Below are 16,197 nucleotides of genomic sequence, written 5' to 3'. Positions count from 1 at the left end.
TCGGGTAGGTCAAGGATCCGTGGTTTCCCACCGCACCCCAACGCCATGCGTCTCGCCCTCCTCGCCCTCGCCTGCATTCCTGCCGCCCGCGCCGACCTGACGGCAACGTTCACCTCCGGCGGCGCCACCGACACCCGCACGGACCGCCTGCCGGCAATCTATGTCGAGAAAGGCGAGTCCCCCACCCCGTTCCTCGCCCCGGGTCCCTTCGAGGTCACGTGGACCGGCAAGCTGGTCATCGCGGAACGCCAACGTCTCTACTTCTCCTTTGAAGGCGACGGCTCGGCGGCTCTGACCGTCAACGGTGAGGAGGTGCTCCACGCAGCCGGGCAACTCGCAGCTGAACAGTCGGAGCGGATCCGGCTCAACCCGGGCGAACACGATGTCTCGGTGACCTACAAGTCGCTGGACGACGGCTCCGGGCAGTTCCGGCTGTTCTGGGAAGAGCGCTCGTTCCCCAGGCAGAGCATCCCGCCGACCGCCTTCAAGACGGAATCGAAGTCGTCACCCGAACGGATGGGCCGCGAACTCTTCGCAGCCAACCACTGCGCGAAGTGCCACCTACCGGCCAGCGGACTCGGCTCGAAGCCGATGGCCGAGATGCTCGAGATCGCGCCGATCCTCGCCGACTCCGGCGGACGCCTGACCGAGGAATGGCTGGCGCAATGGATCGCCTCGCCGGCATCGCTCAAGCCGGACACCCGGATGCCCGCGCTCGTCGACGCCTCGACGGATGAAGGCAAACAGCAGGCCGCCGACCTCGCCGCGTGGCTGGTGACCCTGAAGATCGCCGACGCTCCCGCGGCACCCGACGCCGGACTTGCTCAAAAGGGCGGAGAGCACTTCCACCGCTTCGGCTGCGTGGCCTGCCACAACGTGCCCGGTGCGAAGGAACCCGATCCCGGACGCGTGCCGCTCGACCGAGTCGCGCAGAAGTTCCAACCCGGCGCCTTGGTCGATTTCCTGAAGCAGCCCGACAAGTGGTACCCGCACATCGGCATGCCCGACTTCGGACTGAGTGACGACGAAGCGCAGTCGATCGCGGCCTGGCTGCTGGCCGAATCCGGCAAGAACAAGCACAAGGACCACGGCATTCCCGATGGCGACGCCACCAAGGGCGCGGAACTCGCCAAGCAACTCAACTGCGGCGCCTGCCACGCCGGCCTGCCGCTCGATGTCGGCGGCGTTCCATCGCTCGAGGCGATCTTTGAAAAGGACTGGAGCAAGGACGGCTGCCTCACCGCCCGCAAGGACCTGCCGCGCTTCAACCTGACCGATGAGGAAAGTTCCGCGCTGGCGGCATTCTCCAAAACGGGCGCGGAGCCGCTGAAGCGCCACGTCCCGGCGGAGTATGCGTCCGCCAAGCTCGAATCGCTCCGCTGCACTTCCTGCCACGACATCGACGAAGTCCGCTCGCTGCTGGCCACAACACACATCGAGACCAAGGATCTCGTCGCCCACATTCCGGGCGAGAACGAGAAGCTCGACCAGTCACGACCGCACCTGACCTTCATCGGAGAGATGCTGCATGCGTCGTATTTGGAATCGATGATCGACGGCAAAGCCTCGCCCCGCCCCCGTCCGTGGCTCGACATGCGGATGCCCGCGTTCCACTCACACGCCAGCGGCCTCGCTGAAGGCCTCGCGAAGATGCACGGCGTCCCGCCGGGACCACCGGCAAAGCCGGAACCGGATGCGGATCTCGCCGCCATCGGCAAAACCCTGATCAGTGCCGACGGCTTCGGCTGCAACACCTGTCACGCCGTCGGAGACACCAAGGCAACCGCCGCTTTCGAAGTCGAGGGAGTCAACTTCGCTCTGGCCCACGACCGGCTCCGCAAGGAGTGGTTCATGCGCTGGATGGCCAATCCCTTGTCGGTCACGCCGGACACCAAGATGCCCGTCTACAGCGAGAATGGCGAATCGCAACGCACCGACATTCTCGAAGGCGACGCGGCCGCCCAATTCGACGCGATCTGGAACTACCTCCTGAGCGTCTCCGAGTGACTCCGTTGCCGGGCCACTCCAATTCGGCGCCCAATTTCCACTTAGATTCCCGCGGGTTCCGGGGTATCTGTCCACCGACGTGTTCGACGATACCCGCCGCATGCTCCGCCGCATCCCGACGAAACTCCGGGTCGCGTGGCTTCTGCTTGTCGTCGGCATCATCCTGCTCGCGATCGGCCTGATCCGCCACGCGTTGGCCTATGACCTCGCCGGCGCCGCTTGCGTCATCATGGGAATGGGAATCTCGGTGATCGACATGTTTGTCGGCCGCAAGACACGCGGATCCGGCTTCCATGGCGGCATCTTCCTTTCGGCCCTGATCTCCGCGATCGTGGTCGGCTGGATCGTTCTGCCACTCGCCGTCATCGTGTGGGGCATCATGTCGCTGATCCACGGTTTCGAATGGGGACCGACCTTCGGAGTCATCCGCTTCATCGGGATCATCTTCCTCTATCTCACGGTCGCGGGGATCCCCCGCATGGCCAACAACATCGTCGATCCGGTCCTGCCCCAAGCCCGGACCTGACGGTCGACTTTTCCCGACATGGAACATCAAAAGGAAATCTGGAGAACCGTTCGCTGGAGCCTCGTGCTCGGCGCATTCGTGCTGATCGCGTGGCTCGGCGTCCGGTTCTTCCAAGACAGCGCGCGCAGCACCGCGTCCGGAATCGAGCGGGGTCTCGACAAGATCCTCGGCGCGCTGACGAACTCCGACACGCGGATCGTCGAAGGCCGGGCCGAAGTGGTCGAACGCAACGAGATCGCCGAACTCGCGCTCCTCGAACTGCGGATGTCGGCCACGCGCAGCTACGAGAACCAAGCCTTCATCCTGAAGTATGTTTCGGCCGGCACCAAGCAGCTGATCATCCGTGGCGACTACCGTGTGACCGCCGGCTACCGCCTGAAGCCCGGCGTCTCGCTGCAGGTGGTCGACGGCACGCCGGTCGCCAATTTCCCGGAGCCCGAGATCCTCGGCGTGGAACTCATCGACTTCCAGGTGCTCAACGAGAAGGACGGATGGTGGAACGGCGTGACCGCCGAAGACCGTGCGAAGGTGCTCCGCGAGCTCCGACTGCAGATGCGTTCCGAAGCGGAAAAGAGCGGTGCACTCGATGTGGTCGAGGCCACCCTTCGCACCCGCATGAAGGACCTGATCGGCGCCGATCAGGTCCGGATCGAACACGGCACGGAGAAGGAGAGCACCGCGGCCGACTGATCAGACCGAAGCCGGAATCTCGACACCCCTCCGGCGCGCGCGGATCTGGAGGATCACCAGCGCGAAGAAGGCAAACATGGCCAGCATCAACGAGAGCGTCGCGCCCTCGATCAGCGTGGTCGCGAATACCGAGAGGAAGCCGCCGCCGTCACCTCCCGGGCCGAGGACGGGAGAGGAAGCCCCCAGCGACTGGGCGGCACCATTCACCAGCATCACCGCAAACCATCCGGCCCAGAAGTCCGGCGTGAACATGAAAAGCATCGTCACTCCGGGTATCAGCATCGGAAGTGAGATCAGACTGATCGCCATCCGCACCCCCGCTCCGATCCTCACGGCCCTCGATGCCAGTCCGTCCGGATTCGAGAACCAACCCTCGATCGAAGTCACCACGGTGTAGGTCACGATGAATGTGCAGATCGCGAGCACCATGGCCAAGATCGCCAAAGGCGACTCCCACAATTCCAGGTAGAAGAGCGCGATCAAAAAGCTCGGGAGCGCGTTGATCCAGCAGTGAAGGGACCAATAGCGGAGTTGGCGGGGCAGCCGCGCGGTGTCGATTCTCACGGTCGCAGCCTACCGGCGCCACGGTGATCCGCCGATGAAGTTCGGATGAAAAGCAGCCATGCCAGGCGAACGGGCGAATGCCTGATGCTACGGAGCGCCCGCATCTTCCAACTGGAAGAACCGAGCGGCGGCGGAAAGGTCCGTCAGTCGGAACCGGAGCTCCCAGACGTCCCCGCCGAGATCCGTGGCATCGAGGAATTCCAACGGCGGGAAGCTCCAGTTCAGCAGATCGGTCGAGGTCGACGGCACCAGACTGAGGTCATCGCGATCACTCGCCGCCTGAAAACGGAACACCGTCTCATCCGCCGAGAAACCCTCGGCGGTGAGATCCTCGAAGCTGACCTGCTGCGTCGGCCGCGACGTAGGATCCAGCCCGTCCGTGCCAGCGCCGTATTCGCTCCGGTTCGACGCCCCATCGCCATCACCGTCTCCGTCAGGATCGAGCAGCAAGGGGCTGCCTCCGGCCCACGTCGCATAGGTCGTGCCGGACCGGTTGCCCTGCGTTCCGAGGTCCGCGCTCAGCGCGGTCACGACCGACGGGTTGCTTCCCGAAACATCCTCCAGCTCGTAGCGGAACGAGGACAGGTCGTAGAGATCGTAGTCACCACTCGCTTGGATCAGGCGCCAGTCGAGCGTCCGGATGGTCGTCAGCCCACCCCAGCGCGAGTAGGCATGGCTCTTTCCCGGGGCGAACGGATTGCGCAGCATCGGGACCAGCGAGCTGCCGTCCGGGCCGGCCGGCGGCGTGAGCCCGCAAAGCTCGGCGATGGTCGGGTAGATGTCGATGCTCTCCACGACTCCTTCCGCCGGAATCCCGGCAAAGGCCGCCGGGTTGGAGGCCTCGGGCGCGCGGATGATAAGCGGCGACTCGAGCGAACGCTCGAGCACCTTGTGTTTCCCGATCAATCCGTAGTCGTCGAGGCACCAGCCATGATCGCCCCACAGGACCACGATGGTGTTGTCGGCCAGCCCGAGACTGTCTAGCTCGGCAAGCACCTTCCCGACCTGGGCGTCGACGTAAGAAACGCACGCGAAGTACGCGTGACGCAGTAGGTCACGGTCGCCTGCCCCGGTATAGGCATTGATCTCCCCCGAATTGGTCGTGGTCGAAGAATTCGCTCCGGTCGGGACGGACACCGGCACCGGCCCGGGCAGCGTCAGCGGATCGTAGAGATCCCAGTACGCCTTGGGCGCGTTGAACGGCAGGTGGGGCTTGTAGAAACCGACCGCGAGACAGAAGCGCGTGCCGTCGTCGGCGAATTCACGGAGTTTGCCGATCGCGGCCTGCGCCATCTGACCGTCGGGATAGGCCTCGTCAGGCAGGCTCGCGCCACTTCCGTCGACACCGACCTCGTAGGCGGCCGACACATTCCGCACCCGGCCGGTCCCGTCGGCGTACGCGAAGAGCGGATAGCGCTGCGCGCCCCACTTGTCGTGATCATAGATGATCTCATCCCACGAAAAACGCATGTCCGGCAGGGTTGCCCGGCTACGGCCGATGTCGTAGTTGGACGGGAAATCCCATCGGAAGCCGTCCGGCTCGTGGGTCAGTTTCCCCATCGACGCGGTATGCCAGCCATTGCGCCGCAGCAAATCGACCCAGCTCTCCGGATTCGCCGGCAGGCTGGTCGGCATGTTGTTGAAAGCGTTGTTGTCGTCGGTCGAGGAAGTCGGACGAAGGCCGCTCATCAGGGCGTAGCGCGACGCCCCGCAGGTCGGCACCGCAACGTAGTGGTGGCTGAACACCCGACCCTGGCTCGCCAATGTGTCGATGTTCGGCGTAACCATGTGAGAGGCGCCGTAGCACCCGAGATCGGGACGCAGGTCATCAACCGCGATGAACAGCACGTTCGGCTGCTGGGCCAGCGCAACCCCGCTGAAAAGAAGGACGGACAGTAGCGTTTTCATGGCGCCAGGGCGTTGAGGATTTCGAAGCCGTTCATCATCAGGAAGGTGCCACCGCTGCCCGAGTCCGTGGCGGTGACCTGGACCGTCATCGGCCCGGTCCCGTCGTAGCTGAACGGAAACGCCAGTGTCGGGATGTTGCCGTCGTGAATGAAGGTGGTGTTCAAACCCGGCGCACCCAAAGCATTCGTCTGGACCGAGCCCTTCAGGACTCCCCCCACCCGCCCTTCGACGGTGTTCGGCAACAGGTTGGTCGAGCCTTGGGCGAACCCCATGGCGGTCGAATTGAACGGTTCGAGGTGATACGAACGGAACACGTAGTCGCCGGCAGGAAGACCCGTCACTTCGATATCGATCGCACCATCCCGGGTCGCGATCAGGTCGGACACAAGATAGGACAACGAGGTGTCGCCACCGGGAATGTCACGGGAGCCGTCGCCATTCGCTCCGCGGAACTCGAACTCGGTCGACTCCGGCCTCGAGACCGTGACCTGCAGCGCGCCGACCTGCTTGACGTAGGAGTTGGAATTCTCCGCTTGGGTGTTCGATCCGCCGATCACCCGGAATCCCGACTGGCTCGGTGATCCAAGGCTGTCGTTGCGGTTGAAATCGATCGCCACCAACGGCACACCCAGAACACTGGCGGCATCCGTCGGGTCGGTCCCCTGTGCCACCTCGACCCCGTCCGGCGTTCCGTCGTCGTCACTGTCCGGATCGTTCGCATTGGTTCCGAGTCCGCCTTCCTCGGCATCGGTGAGTCCGTCGCCGTCGGTGTCGACCGGCTCGGTGCTGGCAGGTTCGTAGCCTACGCCGTCATACCACGTGCGGGTGTTGCTACCACCGCCGGTCAGGTTGTCGACAAAGACATCGACGTCGTTCCCTCCGGAAACCGTCGCCTGCCCGAGCTTCACGCCGTAGAGCGTGCGCACATCCTCGGTGACCATTGGCGAGTTCGAGAAACTCAGGCCCGCCGCCGCCACCGGGGTCGCGGTGTCACCGGGACCATCGAAGCTGTAGGTCGTCAACGCGCCCGACGCCAAACCGGCCGAGATGGTCCACGTGTTCGAGTTCGGCCCGTCCCAGAAGAAAACCCAGATGTCGTAGTTTCCGTCAGACAGCCCGCTGAGCCGGGTCGTCAGCTCCGGCATCGTGGTGCTGCTGTGAAGCGCCTGGAACACCGTGGCATTGTTGCCAAAGGCGCGGACCTTCCATTGGTCATCGTCGGATCCCGAGCCGGTGTCCGGATTGATCCAAGAAGTGTCGGCTTGAGAGCCGCCCGTGGCGAAAGTGTTTCCCGCCGCACCTTCGACGGCGTCGACGTAAGTGACGTCGCCGCGGACCGGGGCGAACCCGATCGTGACCAAGAGCCCCAGCCGCACGTGGCGACGGAGATTCACGGACTCGGGTAATCCGATCCATCGAATGGGTTTTCTCATGGTGAAGTGTCGGTAACCGTGACGTTGTCGATATACCAGCCCAGATAATCGTCCGTGCCTCCCCCGACGCCGCTCAGACACCACTCGACACGCACCGGTTGGCCGAGGGCGCCGGCCGGAATCGCGATCGGGCCGACGGTTTCCCAGTCAGCCGCCACGGTGTCCGTGTCGGTAATACTGACGATGTCGGAGGCAATCACCGCATCGGTGGTGTCATCGATGATGTTGACGGTCACGCTGTCCCCACCCTCGAGGTCCAAGGCCATGGCAAAGGACAACTCCGCGGCCGTCACCCCGGTCAGATCGATGACGGTCGAGCGCAGGCAGGTGTCGGTCGGGTCGACATAATAGCCGGGGTTTCCGATGCCGGTGCCCCAGCAATTCACCGAACCTCCCGCACCCTCGCTGACCGTCCCGCCGAATCCCGTTGAATCGGGATCACCCCAGGCCCATGCGGTTCCTTGCGTGGTGGCGACGGTAAATCCACCGCCATCGGCTTCGAAGTCGACGCTGAGCAAGGGCGGAGGCAATTGCGCGCGAACGAAGTTCCGGCTTCCTGCCAACGTCATGCGGACGGTGCCGTTGCCGCCACTGTCGGTCGTCAACCGGCGGTCGCCACCGCCTCCCACCGTGCCCGGGTCACCGGGATCGCCCTGCGTCAGACCGGTGACCAAAGCACCGGGATCAAAAACGAGGTTCGCGGACTCGCGGAACTCATACGCGGTGTCAGGAAGCCCTTGAAGCGTCAGCTCCCAGGTCGACCCGCCAACCGGAGTGATCGATGTGATCCGCGAGGAACCGGCAACGAGCTGGTAGCCCACACCGTCGTACCAAGTCCGGTTGATCGACCCATTCGAGAGATTGGAACCGATGTGAACACTGACCGCCGAGCCGCCCGAGACCTCGACCTTCCCGATCTCGACTCCGAACAGGTTGCGGAGGTATTCGGAGCCGTCAAACGCAGCTTCCACATCGACCGGGGAGGTGAAGCTCAAGGCACCGGCATTGATCACGTTGTCGGTCGTCGCGCCTTCCACCTCCGGTTCGCCGGGAGAGCTGTAGGTGGTGAGGGAACCCGAGGTGAATCCCGCCGAGAGCGTCCAATTCTGTGAGTCGCTCACGATCTGATCCCAGTAGAATCCCCAGATGGTGTAGATGCCGTCCGGGAGACCGCTGATCTCGGTGGTCAGTTCCGGCGGCGGGGTCGTGTCGGACAGGCCTTGGTAGAGGTAGTCGCCGTTGGACTCGAGCCCCGAGCGCTCGTTCCACACGGTGTCGCTGCCCCCGCTCGCATCCGGACCGACCCATGTTGTGTCGGCCAGCGTGCTACCGGTCGCGTAGGTGTTGCCCGCGGCTCCCGGGACCGCATCGATGTAAGTGATGTCGGCAAGCGCGGTGACGAAGGTCCAGGCGGTCGATCCGGCAAAACCGGCGAACGCATTGCCCGAAAGATCGGTGAACGCACCGGATTCGACCGTCACGTAGTACGAATTCCCGAGGCCGAGATCGATCGACACCGGAATCGTCACCTGCCCTCCGGCAATCAAGGCCGTCGAGGCGTCGATCGTTTCCACCGGCGTTCCATCGGTGAGATACACGGTAATGAATTTGCCGGAGACCCCGATCACATCCTCGTCGAAGCTCAAGGACAAGTCGGCACCGGGCTGAATCCCGATGGCTCCCGCCAACGGCAGCATGCCGGTGCCGGATGGCGCGGTACTGTCCACGGTGAAGCTCCAAGCCTCGGTATCGCTGATTCCGGGGTAGCCGACCGACGTGATGGCCTCGATCGCATTCGCGTCGATGAGCACGTAGTATTCGGTCCCGGGCACCAGATCATCGGTCGGATCAATGGTTACCGTGTCACCGCTGATCACAACTGTGCCGGGAGGCGTTGTGTCGGTTACCGAGATCACCTCGACGGTCGAATCGTCGCTGGTGCGCTTCAGCGTGACGTTGCCACTCGCCCCGGCCTGGACGGGCACGTCGAAGGTTGCCAGCAGATCCTGCGTCGCCACCGCCGCCGGCTCGTCGTCCACCGGATCGGTCGACACGAGTGCGGGAGGAACGAGCGGCCCGGTGTATTCGTAGCCGACTCCGTCGAAGATCGTGCGGTTGTTGCTGCCAACGCCGAGAAGCTTGTCGACGTAAACCTCGATGGACGATCCGCCCGAAACCGCGACCTGCCCTAGATTGATGCCGAACATGGTCTGGTTGCCTCCGGCCGCGGTCACGCTGGGGGCGTTGCTGAAGCTCAGCGTGTTGGCATCCACCGGGGTGCTGCTGTCGGTGCCGACCACGGGTCCCGCGGAGGAGCTGTAGGAAGTCAGCGAACCCGACGCCAAGCCGGTGTCAATCACCCAGTCCTGCGTTGCCGAAACCGTCTGCTCCCAGAAAAAGACCCAGACATCGTAGTAGCCGTCCGCGAGTCCGGTGATTTCGGTCGTGACCTCCGGAACGGTATTCGGATAACCCGACACCAACGCCTGCATCACGTCGCCTCCGTTGTGCTCGGTCCAGCCCGGACTGCCTCCCGAGCGCTTCATCCAGGCACTGTCATCGACAGCGCTGGCATTGGAAGTGGTGTCGATCCAGCTGGTGTCCGCCAGCGAGCCACCCGTCGCAAAGGTGTTGCCTGCCGCTCCTTCGACGGCATCGACATAGGTGATCTGGGCACGGACAGGCACGAGGCCTGACAGTGCTAGCGAACAGACAGCAAGCAGTGTCTTGGTAATTCTCATGGTCTTGGGTTTTGGATTGGAGTGTTCTGTTAGGCCGGTCATGGACCGGCAACGACCCGCAACCGGACGAACAGCCGGTCGGGAATGCTCGGTCCGCTTGCCGTGGCGGTCACCGTCGTGGTGCCGGGCACGGGCGTATCGGTTGCTCGCGAAAAGCTGACGGTGGTGCCGGAGCCGTCCGTCGCGCCGTCTTCGTGAAAGGTTCCAAGATCCGTCGACCACTGGTAGGCGGCGATCAGATCATCGGCCGGCGTCGGGTTTTCGGGATGGCTGAAAACGAAGTTCGGGCCGCCGGCCGACATCACTTCGAAGCCCGTCGGACCCGACACATCCGGTGGGGTCCCGAGAAAGTTCTCCAAGCCGCTGGCGTTTCCGTCTCCGTCCGGGTCGTCTTCGAACCCGTCCTCACCGCCGACATCATAGTCGCCGATCCAGTCGGCATAATCATTCGCCCGGGCATAGCCGACGCCGTCATACCATGTCCGGTTGCTGCTGCCGCCACCGGGAAGGTTGTCGATGAAGACCTCAACGACTCCCGCCCCGCCGGTCACCGCGACCTTGCCGAGGTAAACGCCGAAGAGATTCCGCAAACCGCCTCCAGCCACCGTCTGAACGCTGGTGGTGAAGCTCAGGGTCGACGCGTTGTAGACCCCATCCGAAGTTGCCCCGGCGACCGCCGGCTCATCCGGAGAGCTGAAGGATCCCAGGCTTCCTGAAGCGAGTCCGGTCGAGACGACCCAGTTCTGCGTGTCGCTGTCGATCTGATCCCAGTAGAAGGCCCAGATGTCGTAGGCACCGTCGGACAAGCCGGTGATGCGGGTCGTGAGCTCCGGCATGTCGTCGCCATCACCTAGATTGTGGATGGCTTGGAAAATCGTGTCACCGTTGCCTTCAACGCCCGTCCGCACCCGCCACTGGTCTTCGTCGGTTCCCGTGCCGCCATCCGAATTGATCCACGACGTGTCGACTGGAGTGCCGCCGGTCGCGAAGGTGTTTCCTGCCGCACCCTCGACGGCGTCGACATAGGTGATCACACGTCCTGTCGGGTCGGGACCGCCGACCGCCTCACCTGAAGGCAGCATATCCCCGGATGTGACCCTGACATTGCTGAAGCTGCCCTCGGTCGCGTTCAGATTGCCGGTCATCAGCAGGGCAACGCTGTCGAAGTCGTAATTCGCGACCGGTTGGTTGAGGAGATTCTGCTCCTGGTCGTACGAGGCGCCATCGGTGAAGCGCGTGATGATATCCAGATTGGCCCCGTTTCGGGCGATCATCAGGCTGAAGTCGACCGGCGTGCCGGCGGGCACCGTGGCGCTTGCCGCCGGCACCGAAGCGAGGACGGTCCCGGATGCCGTCTCGAACGGATGGCTACTGCCGGTGCCGTCGCCGGCGAGAATGCTGGCCGGCGAGGTCGACGGCGCCTCGGACCAGATCCCGACGTAGCCGGTGCCGTCGCCCGCGACCACTGGATCGTCGCCGTCGAAAAGTCCGATGCGGAAGTTCCGCGCCGTCAGCGGAGCATCGAAAGTCACTGATCCCGTCAACCGGATGAACTGGCCGTCCGCCAAGGAAACCGGGGTGAAGTTCGCCGCGATCGCATCCGCGTCGGCATCGGTCGTCACCGGTGACGCGGTCGATCCGCTGCCACCCGAGAACCCCGCATCCCCGAAGATCGCAACCCAGTCGGTGACGTCTTCGGAAGTGCCATGCGGATCGCTGAGATAGCCGAGCGAAACGAGAAACTCGTCCATTTGGAAAACCGTCGCCTGATAGCCGTAGAACGGACCACTCGAGTCACCCGGGACGTCGAAGTTGAAGAAGCTGTGCGGCTCGTCCTGATAAAGATGGAGATCGGAGCGGATTCCCTCGGCCTGCATCAGCGACTGGAAAGTCTCGGCGGTGGCAACGGGGATGAGCGAATCGTTGGTGCCGAGGAAAACCACCGCGGGCGGCGTGGTCGCGTCGATGTTGTTCATCGGCGAGAAGTCCTCCCAGTAGGCCTGCACCTCGGTGTGTTTGTAGCCGCCCGGACCGTTGTCATAGACCGGATTGAATAGCACCATGGCGTTCGGTTTTGAGCTCACCGCCAGGTTCTCCGTCGGCTCGTCGTACGCGGTGAGCGTTCCGGTGGCCGCGGCGACATGCCCTCCGGCCGAACCTCCCGCCGCCACGATCCGGTTCGGGTCGACGCCGAGGGCGGCGGCGTTCTCGCGGACGAAGCGGATCGCCGACTTGCCGTCCCTGACGCATTCTTCCGGCGTCGTGCCGTGGATGCTGCTCACCCGGTATTCGGCGGAGATCGCCACCATCCCACGCGACGCCAGATACTCGCACTGCGGATGGAAATGCGATGCCGACCCGCTGACCCAGCCACCGCCGAAAAAGAACACGATGGCCGGACGGCTGTCGGTCGGTTGGTGACCTTCGGGGTAGAACACGTGCAGATCGAGCCCGACCGGACTGCCCCCGCTATCGACCGTCTGCTTGTACTCGATGATCTGGTCCGGCGAATAACCGGGAATGTCGTAGGCAAGCACGAGCGCAAGCCCAACTGCCAAGGCGCCAACGCCCGCCAATCGAGAAAACTTCATCCAGGGGTCTTTTTCGGGAGACAGGACAACTTGCTCCGGCATCGAACCGGCGCAACAACTGCCCGCTATTGAATCATGTCTCGCCGGCCGGTTTGGTAATCGGCTTTCCTGATAATTCTTCGGAAACCCTCCGAACTCGGTAGCGGGTAAATTTACGAGTTACCTTTTCGCGGCTGCCGACGTGTACTGTCCCGGATGGCCCGTTCTGAAGACTTCGACGAATCGCTGGTGCAGTTGATTGCCGAGCATCAGACGGCGCTGCGCGGCTTCGTGATGGCCATGATGCCGGGCAGTCCGGACGTCGATGACGTCGTTCAGGAGGTCAACGCTCTCGTTTGGCGCAAACGCGGCGAGTTCGTCCCGGGAACCAATTTCAAGGCATGGATGCTCACGGTGGCGCGCTTCCAAGTGCTCAACGCATGGCGACGGCAAAAGAACCGGAAGGAATCGCACGTACCTGAAGAGGTCCTGAACCGTCTGGTCGATCAAGGCATCGAATCCGCGGCCAAACGGGACCAGCCGCGCAAGGAAGTCCTGTGGGAGTGCATCGATGGACTCCGTCCGGTTGACCGGGCCCTGATTCTCAGCCGCTACTTCGATGGAAGGAAGGTCAAGGAACTCGCCGCCGAAGTCGGACGCAGTGCCGAGAGTGTGAAAGTTTCCCTTCACCGGATCCGAACCTTGCTGGCGATGTGCGTGCGACGTCGCCTCCACCTCAGGGAGGAATGCCCATGAACACTTCCGGTCCCAACGATCCGAAAATCGACCTCGCCGCGATGTGTGCGGTCCTCGAGGAGTTCGAGGATGGATCCCTCGATCCTTCACGGACCGACGAACTGATGCGTCTGCTGAACGAGTCGCCCGCGGCGCGTCAGGTGTATCTCGACTACTTCGAAGACTCGGCAGCCCTTCGCGACATCGCCCGCACGCTTGATGAAAAGGGCAAGATGCCGGTGCTCGGCAACGCCTTCACCTCGAAGCGCAATCTCCGTCGCGCGGTGCTCGCCGCGGCAGCCGTCGTGATGCTTGGCGGACTGATTGCAACGATGTTCAAGATCGGGCAGCCGGAGGCACCGGTCGTCGTTTCGACCGCCGCGATCGGAACCGAATGGTCCGTCAACGGTCAGGATCGCGCTTCCGAGGAAGGCGAACTGACGATCCTGCCCGGCACCACGTTGAAGGTCTCGTCCGGGGTGGTCCGCCTGACATTGGACAGCGGGACGCTGATGGTCATCCAAGGCCCGACGACGGTTTCGTTTCCGGCGCTCGACCGGCCCGAACTCCGAAGCGGCTGGCTGTGGGTCGACTCCGGAACCAGCGGAACGGCGCTCACGGTCGACACTCCGAAGTTCGAGGTGAAAGACATCGGCACACGCTTCGGGGTCCGCGTGTCCGACACCGGAGCCACCGAGGTGCATTTGGTCCACGGCAAAGTCGAGGTGACCGCGAAGTCTGACGGAAATGCGGCCAAACTGATGGAGAAGAAGCTGACCGCACTGAGCTTCACCGGTTCTGCGGAACCGAAGGAGCTACCGCTCGGTCTCGACCCGTTTCCCGAACTGGAAGTCCTGCTCGCTGGCGAACCGGGCTACCGGACTACCGTTCTCGGACAATCGCCCGCCGGCTACTGGACCTGCGACGAGATGATCGACCTGAAGCTGGCCAACGAGGTCACGGGATCTTCTACCGGCGGCTGCGGCGAACTGGTGCAGCAGGTCGGCCGGGGTGTGATCCCGCCACAGGGCGGCCACGGGTTCCCTGCGGAAAACCGCGCGCTGTTCCTCGACGGCTCGCCAAACCAATCAGTGGTGTTCGGGATCGACGGACCCAACGGGGTCAGCTCCGAGGAAGGAGCCGTTTCCTTCTGGATCCGACGATCCCCGGAAGAACCCATCCGACACGAGGTCTTGTGGCTGGCCGGAAGCAGTTCCACCGGTGGTCCGATGCCGGAGCGCTCGGTCCTCCACACCCGCCTGAGAAAGTCCGGCCACGTCGAGTTCGTGCTCCGTGGCGCCACCGGGACGACGTCTCTCAAGTCGATCGGCGTCGTGACCGATGGACAGTGGCACCATATCGTCGCCAGCTGGGGCCCGGCCTCCGCTGAGCTCTATATCGACGGCCAGCGCCAAGCCTCCAGTCAGGCACGGGCGGCAACTACAGGCCAACGCCTGAACGGAAGAAATGTCCGCTTCGGAAAACCCAGCTACGATCTGGCCCGCTACTGGGATTCATTCACCGGTTGGGTCGATGAGATCGCCCTCTGGGACCGGCCGTTGGACGAGGCCGAAGTCGCGAGCCAGTTCCGCTCGGCGACCGGCAAAAGGGAGAACTGAAACGGTCCTCCCGACCGGGGAAGCCGAACCTCATGGTCTGGCTTCCCAGCGGAGAAAGGATCAGTGCTCGCGGCAGAACTGCTCGAAGCGCGTGAGACCCTCGTTGAGGATGTCGAGTGTCGTGCAGTAGCTCAGGCGCACGCCATCGTCGTAACCGAAGGCAACACCCGGAACGGCCGCCACCTTGTAGCGCGAGAGGAGCTTGTCGCAGAGGTTCTGCGACTTGATCCCGAGCTGGCCGGTGTAGACGAAGAAGTAGAACGCGCCCTTCGGTTCGACCACGCGGATGTTGTGCACCGCCTGCAGGCGAGCGAGCATGAACTGACGGCGCCCGTCGTACTCCTCGCGGAGGTCGGTGAGGAATTGCTGGTCGCCCTCGAGAGCGGCTACCGCGGCATACTGCGCGAAGCTCGTCGCGTTCGACACCGTGTGGTTCTGGATCTTGTCGATCGCCTCGGCGAGGGCCGGAGGAGCGGCGGTGTAGCCGAGACGCCAACCGGTCATCGAGTAGGCCTTCGAGAAGCCGTTCACGGTGACCGTCAGGTCGTAGAGGTCCTTGCTGAGCGATGCGATCGAGACGTGCTTGGTTTCGCCGTAAACGAGCTTCTCGTAGATCTCGTCGGAAAGGATCACGATGTCCTCGTAGAGCGCCACCTCACCGATCGCGCGGAGTTCCTCTTCGGTGTAGACCGCGCCGGTCGGGTTCGACGGCGAGTTGAGGATGACCATCTTGGTCGCCGGGGTCATCGCCGCTTCGAACTGCTCGGCGGTGAGCTTCCAACCGTCGGACTCCTTCGTTTCGACGATCACGGGCGTGCCGCCGGCGAGACGGACCATCTCCGGGTAGCTGACCCAGTAGGGTGCCGGGATGATGACCTCGTCGCCTTCCTCGACCATCGCCAGGATCGCGTTGAAGCAGGCCATCTTGGCACCGGCCGTCACGCAGATCTGCTTGGCGTCGTACTCGAGGTTGTTGTCCGCCATGAGCTTGGCGGAAAGCGCGTTGCGGAGTTCCGGGATGCCGCCGGCCGGGGTGTACTTGGTGCGGCCGTCCTGGAGCGCCGCGATGCCGGCCGCCTTGATGTGGTCCGGGGTATCGATCTCCGGTTCGCCACCGGCCAGTCCGTAGACTTCTTCGCCACGGGCGGCCATCGCTTTGGCCTGGTTGGTGACCGCTAGGGTGAGGGAGGGATTGACCTTCTCGATTCGGGATGAAATGGAGTCCATGAGAGCGCGCGAATGGTTTAATCGCCGCCGATCGGGCGACATCACATTCTTGTCAGCCCCCCTCCCGGCGGAACGGGGGGCTTTTCTGACGCCCGCCCGCCTCCCAAGCAAGCGATTTCAACCGCCCAATCCGCCTCCCGGGGCGGCTCCGGCCTCAACCGCCCTGCCGGGCGACCA

11 protein-coding genes are annotated in these 16,197 nt (G+C 63.7%); 5 read left to right on the top strand and 6 right to left on the bottom strand.

Annotated elements, in window-relative coordinates; translation table 11 throughout:
- The first annotated feature begins 45 nt into the window (after positions 1 to 45).
- From HAHE_RS12720 to HAHE_RS12710, 3 genes are all read left to right on the top strand, one after another.
- Complete coding sequence (locus HAHE_RS12720) at positions 46 to 2,007, top strand: c-type cytochrome (protein ID WP_338684965.1); 1,962 nt, start codon at positions 46 to 48, stop codon at positions 2,005 to 2,007.
- A gap of 79 nt (positions 2,008 to 2,086) precedes the next feature.
- Positions 2,087 to 2,533 (top strand): hypothetical protein, encoded by a 447-nt coding sequence (locus HAHE_RS12715; RefSeq protein ID WP_338684964.1) that lies wholly within the window; start codon positions 2,087 to 2,089, stop codon positions 2,531 to 2,533.
- Between the two features lie 18 nt (positions 2,534 to 2,551).
- Entirely contained in the window at positions 2,552 to 3,223 is a 672-nt protein-coding gene (locus HAHE_RS12710; RefSeq protein ID WP_338684962.1) for a DUF4230 domain-containing protein, read from the top strand.
- On the opposite strand, the gene HAHE_RS12705 is transcribed toward HAHE_RS12710, so the two are convergent.
- From HAHE_RS12705 to HAHE_RS12685, 5 genes are all read right to left on the bottom strand, one after another.
- Positions 3,224 to 3,787 (bottom strand): hypothetical protein, encoded by a 564-nt coding sequence (locus HAHE_RS12705; protein ID WP_338684961.1) that lies wholly within the window; start codon positions 3,785 to 3,787, stop codon positions 3,224 to 3,226.
- An 87-nt stretch (positions 3,788 to 3,874) separates the two neighbouring features.
- A complete protein-coding gene (locus HAHE_RS12700; protein ID WP_338684960.1) occupies positions 3,875 to 5,695 on the bottom strand; it encodes a sulfatase in 1,821 nt (606 codons plus the stop codon).
- Entirely contained in the window at positions 5,692 to 7,128 is a 1,437-nt protein-coding gene (locus tag HAHE_RS12695; protein ID WP_338684958.1) for a hypothetical protein, read from the bottom strand. Before HAHE_RS12695 ends, HAHE_RS12700 begins: the two co-directional genes overlap by 4 nt.
- Positions 7,125 to 9,869 carry an Ig-like domain-containing protein gene (locus HAHE_RS12690; RefSeq protein WP_338684956.1) on the bottom strand — a complete coding sequence of 915 codons (2,745 nt, stop codon included), beginning with the start codon at positions 9,867 to 9,869 and terminating at the stop codon, positions 7,125 to 7,127. The genes HAHE_RS12695 and HAHE_RS12690 overlap by 4 nt, the downstream gene beginning before the upstream one ends.
- A gap of 38 nt (positions 9,870 to 9,907) precedes the next feature.
- Positions 9,908 to 12,460, bottom strand: coding sequence for an alpha/beta hydrolase (locus HAHE_RS12685; RefSeq protein ID WP_338684955.1), 2,553 nt, complete (start codon positions 12,458 to 12,460; stop codon positions 9,908 to 9,910).
- Positions 12,461 to 12,655: 195 nt separating this feature from the next.
- Between HAHE_RS12685 and HAHE_RS12680 the strand changes: the two genes are divergently transcribed.
- Together HAHE_RS12680 and HAHE_RS12675 are read left to right on the top strand one after the other, a co-directional pair.
- Positions 12,656 to 13,195: a sigma-70 family RNA polymerase sigma factor gene (locus HAHE_RS12680; RefSeq protein WP_338684954.1), complete on the top strand. Its 540-nt coding sequence runs from the start codon at positions 12,656 to 12,658 to the stop codon at positions 13,193 to 13,195.
- Positions 13,192 to 14,793 carry a LamG-like jellyroll fold domain-containing protein gene (locus tag HAHE_RS12675; RefSeq protein ID WP_338684953.1) on the top strand — a complete coding sequence of 534 codons (1,602 nt, stop codon included), beginning with the start codon at positions 13,192 to 13,194 and terminating at the stop codon, positions 14,791 to 14,793. Before HAHE_RS12680 ends, HAHE_RS12675 begins: the two co-directional genes overlap by 4 nt.
- A 60-nt stretch (positions 14,794 to 14,853) precedes the next feature.
- Here the strand turns inward: HAHE_RS12675 and HAHE_RS12670 are convergent, their stop codons facing one another.
- A complete protein-coding gene (locus tag HAHE_RS12670; protein ID WP_338684951.1) occupies positions 14,854 to 16,020 on the bottom strand; it encodes a pyridoxal phosphate-dependent aminotransferase in 1,167 nt (388 codons plus the stop codon).
- Positions 16,021 to 16,197: the final 177 nt, after the last annotated feature.

Source organism: Haloferula helveola (genome assembly GCF_037076345.1).
Classification (GTDB): Bacteria; Verrucomicrobiota; Verrucomicrobiia; order Verrucomicrobiales; family Akkermansiaceae; genus Haloferula; species Haloferula helveola.
Note: the sequence above shows the minus strand (reverse complement) of the source record. Positions and strands in the feature narration are given on the sequence as shown.

Excerpts from the sequence above, each read along its gene's own strand:
- HAHE_RS12710 (WP_338684962.1), top strand. The coding sequence starts at position 2,552 with ATGGAACATCAAAAGGAAATCTGGAGAACCGTTCGCTGGAGCCTCGTG.
- HAHE_RS12675 (WP_338684953.1), top strand. The coding sequence starts at position 13,192 with ATGAACACTTCCGGTCCCAACGATCCGAAAATCGACCTCGCCGCGATG.
- HAHE_RS12700 (WP_338684960.1), bottom strand. The coding sequence starts at position 5,695 with ATGAAAACGCTACTGTCCGTCCTTCTTTTCAGCGGGGTTGCGCTGGCC.
- HAHE_RS12670 (WP_338684951.1), bottom strand. The coding sequence starts at position 16,020 with ATGGACTCCATTTCATCCCGAATCGAGAAGGTCAATCCCTCCCTCACC.
- HAHE_RS12690 (WP_338684956.1), bottom strand. The coding sequence starts at position 9,869 with ATGAGAATTACCAAGACACTGCTTGCTGTCTGTTCGCTAGCACTGTCA.
- HAHE_RS12680 (WP_338684954.1), top strand. The coding sequence starts at position 12,656 with ATGGCCCGTTCTGAAGACTTCGACGAATCGCTGGTGCAGTTGATTGCC.
- HAHE_RS12720 (WP_338684965.1), top strand. The coding sequence starts at position 46 with ATGCGTCTCGCCCTCCTCGCCCTCGCCTGCATTCCTGCCGCCCGCGCC.
- HAHE_RS12695 (WP_338684958.1), bottom strand. The coding sequence starts at position 7,128 with ATGAGAAAACCCATTCGATGGATCGGATTACCCGAGTCCGTGAATCTC.
- HAHE_RS12685 (WP_338684955.1), bottom strand. The coding sequence starts at position 12,460 with ATGAAGTTTTCTCGATTGGCGGGCGTTGGCGCCTTGGCAGTTGGGCTT.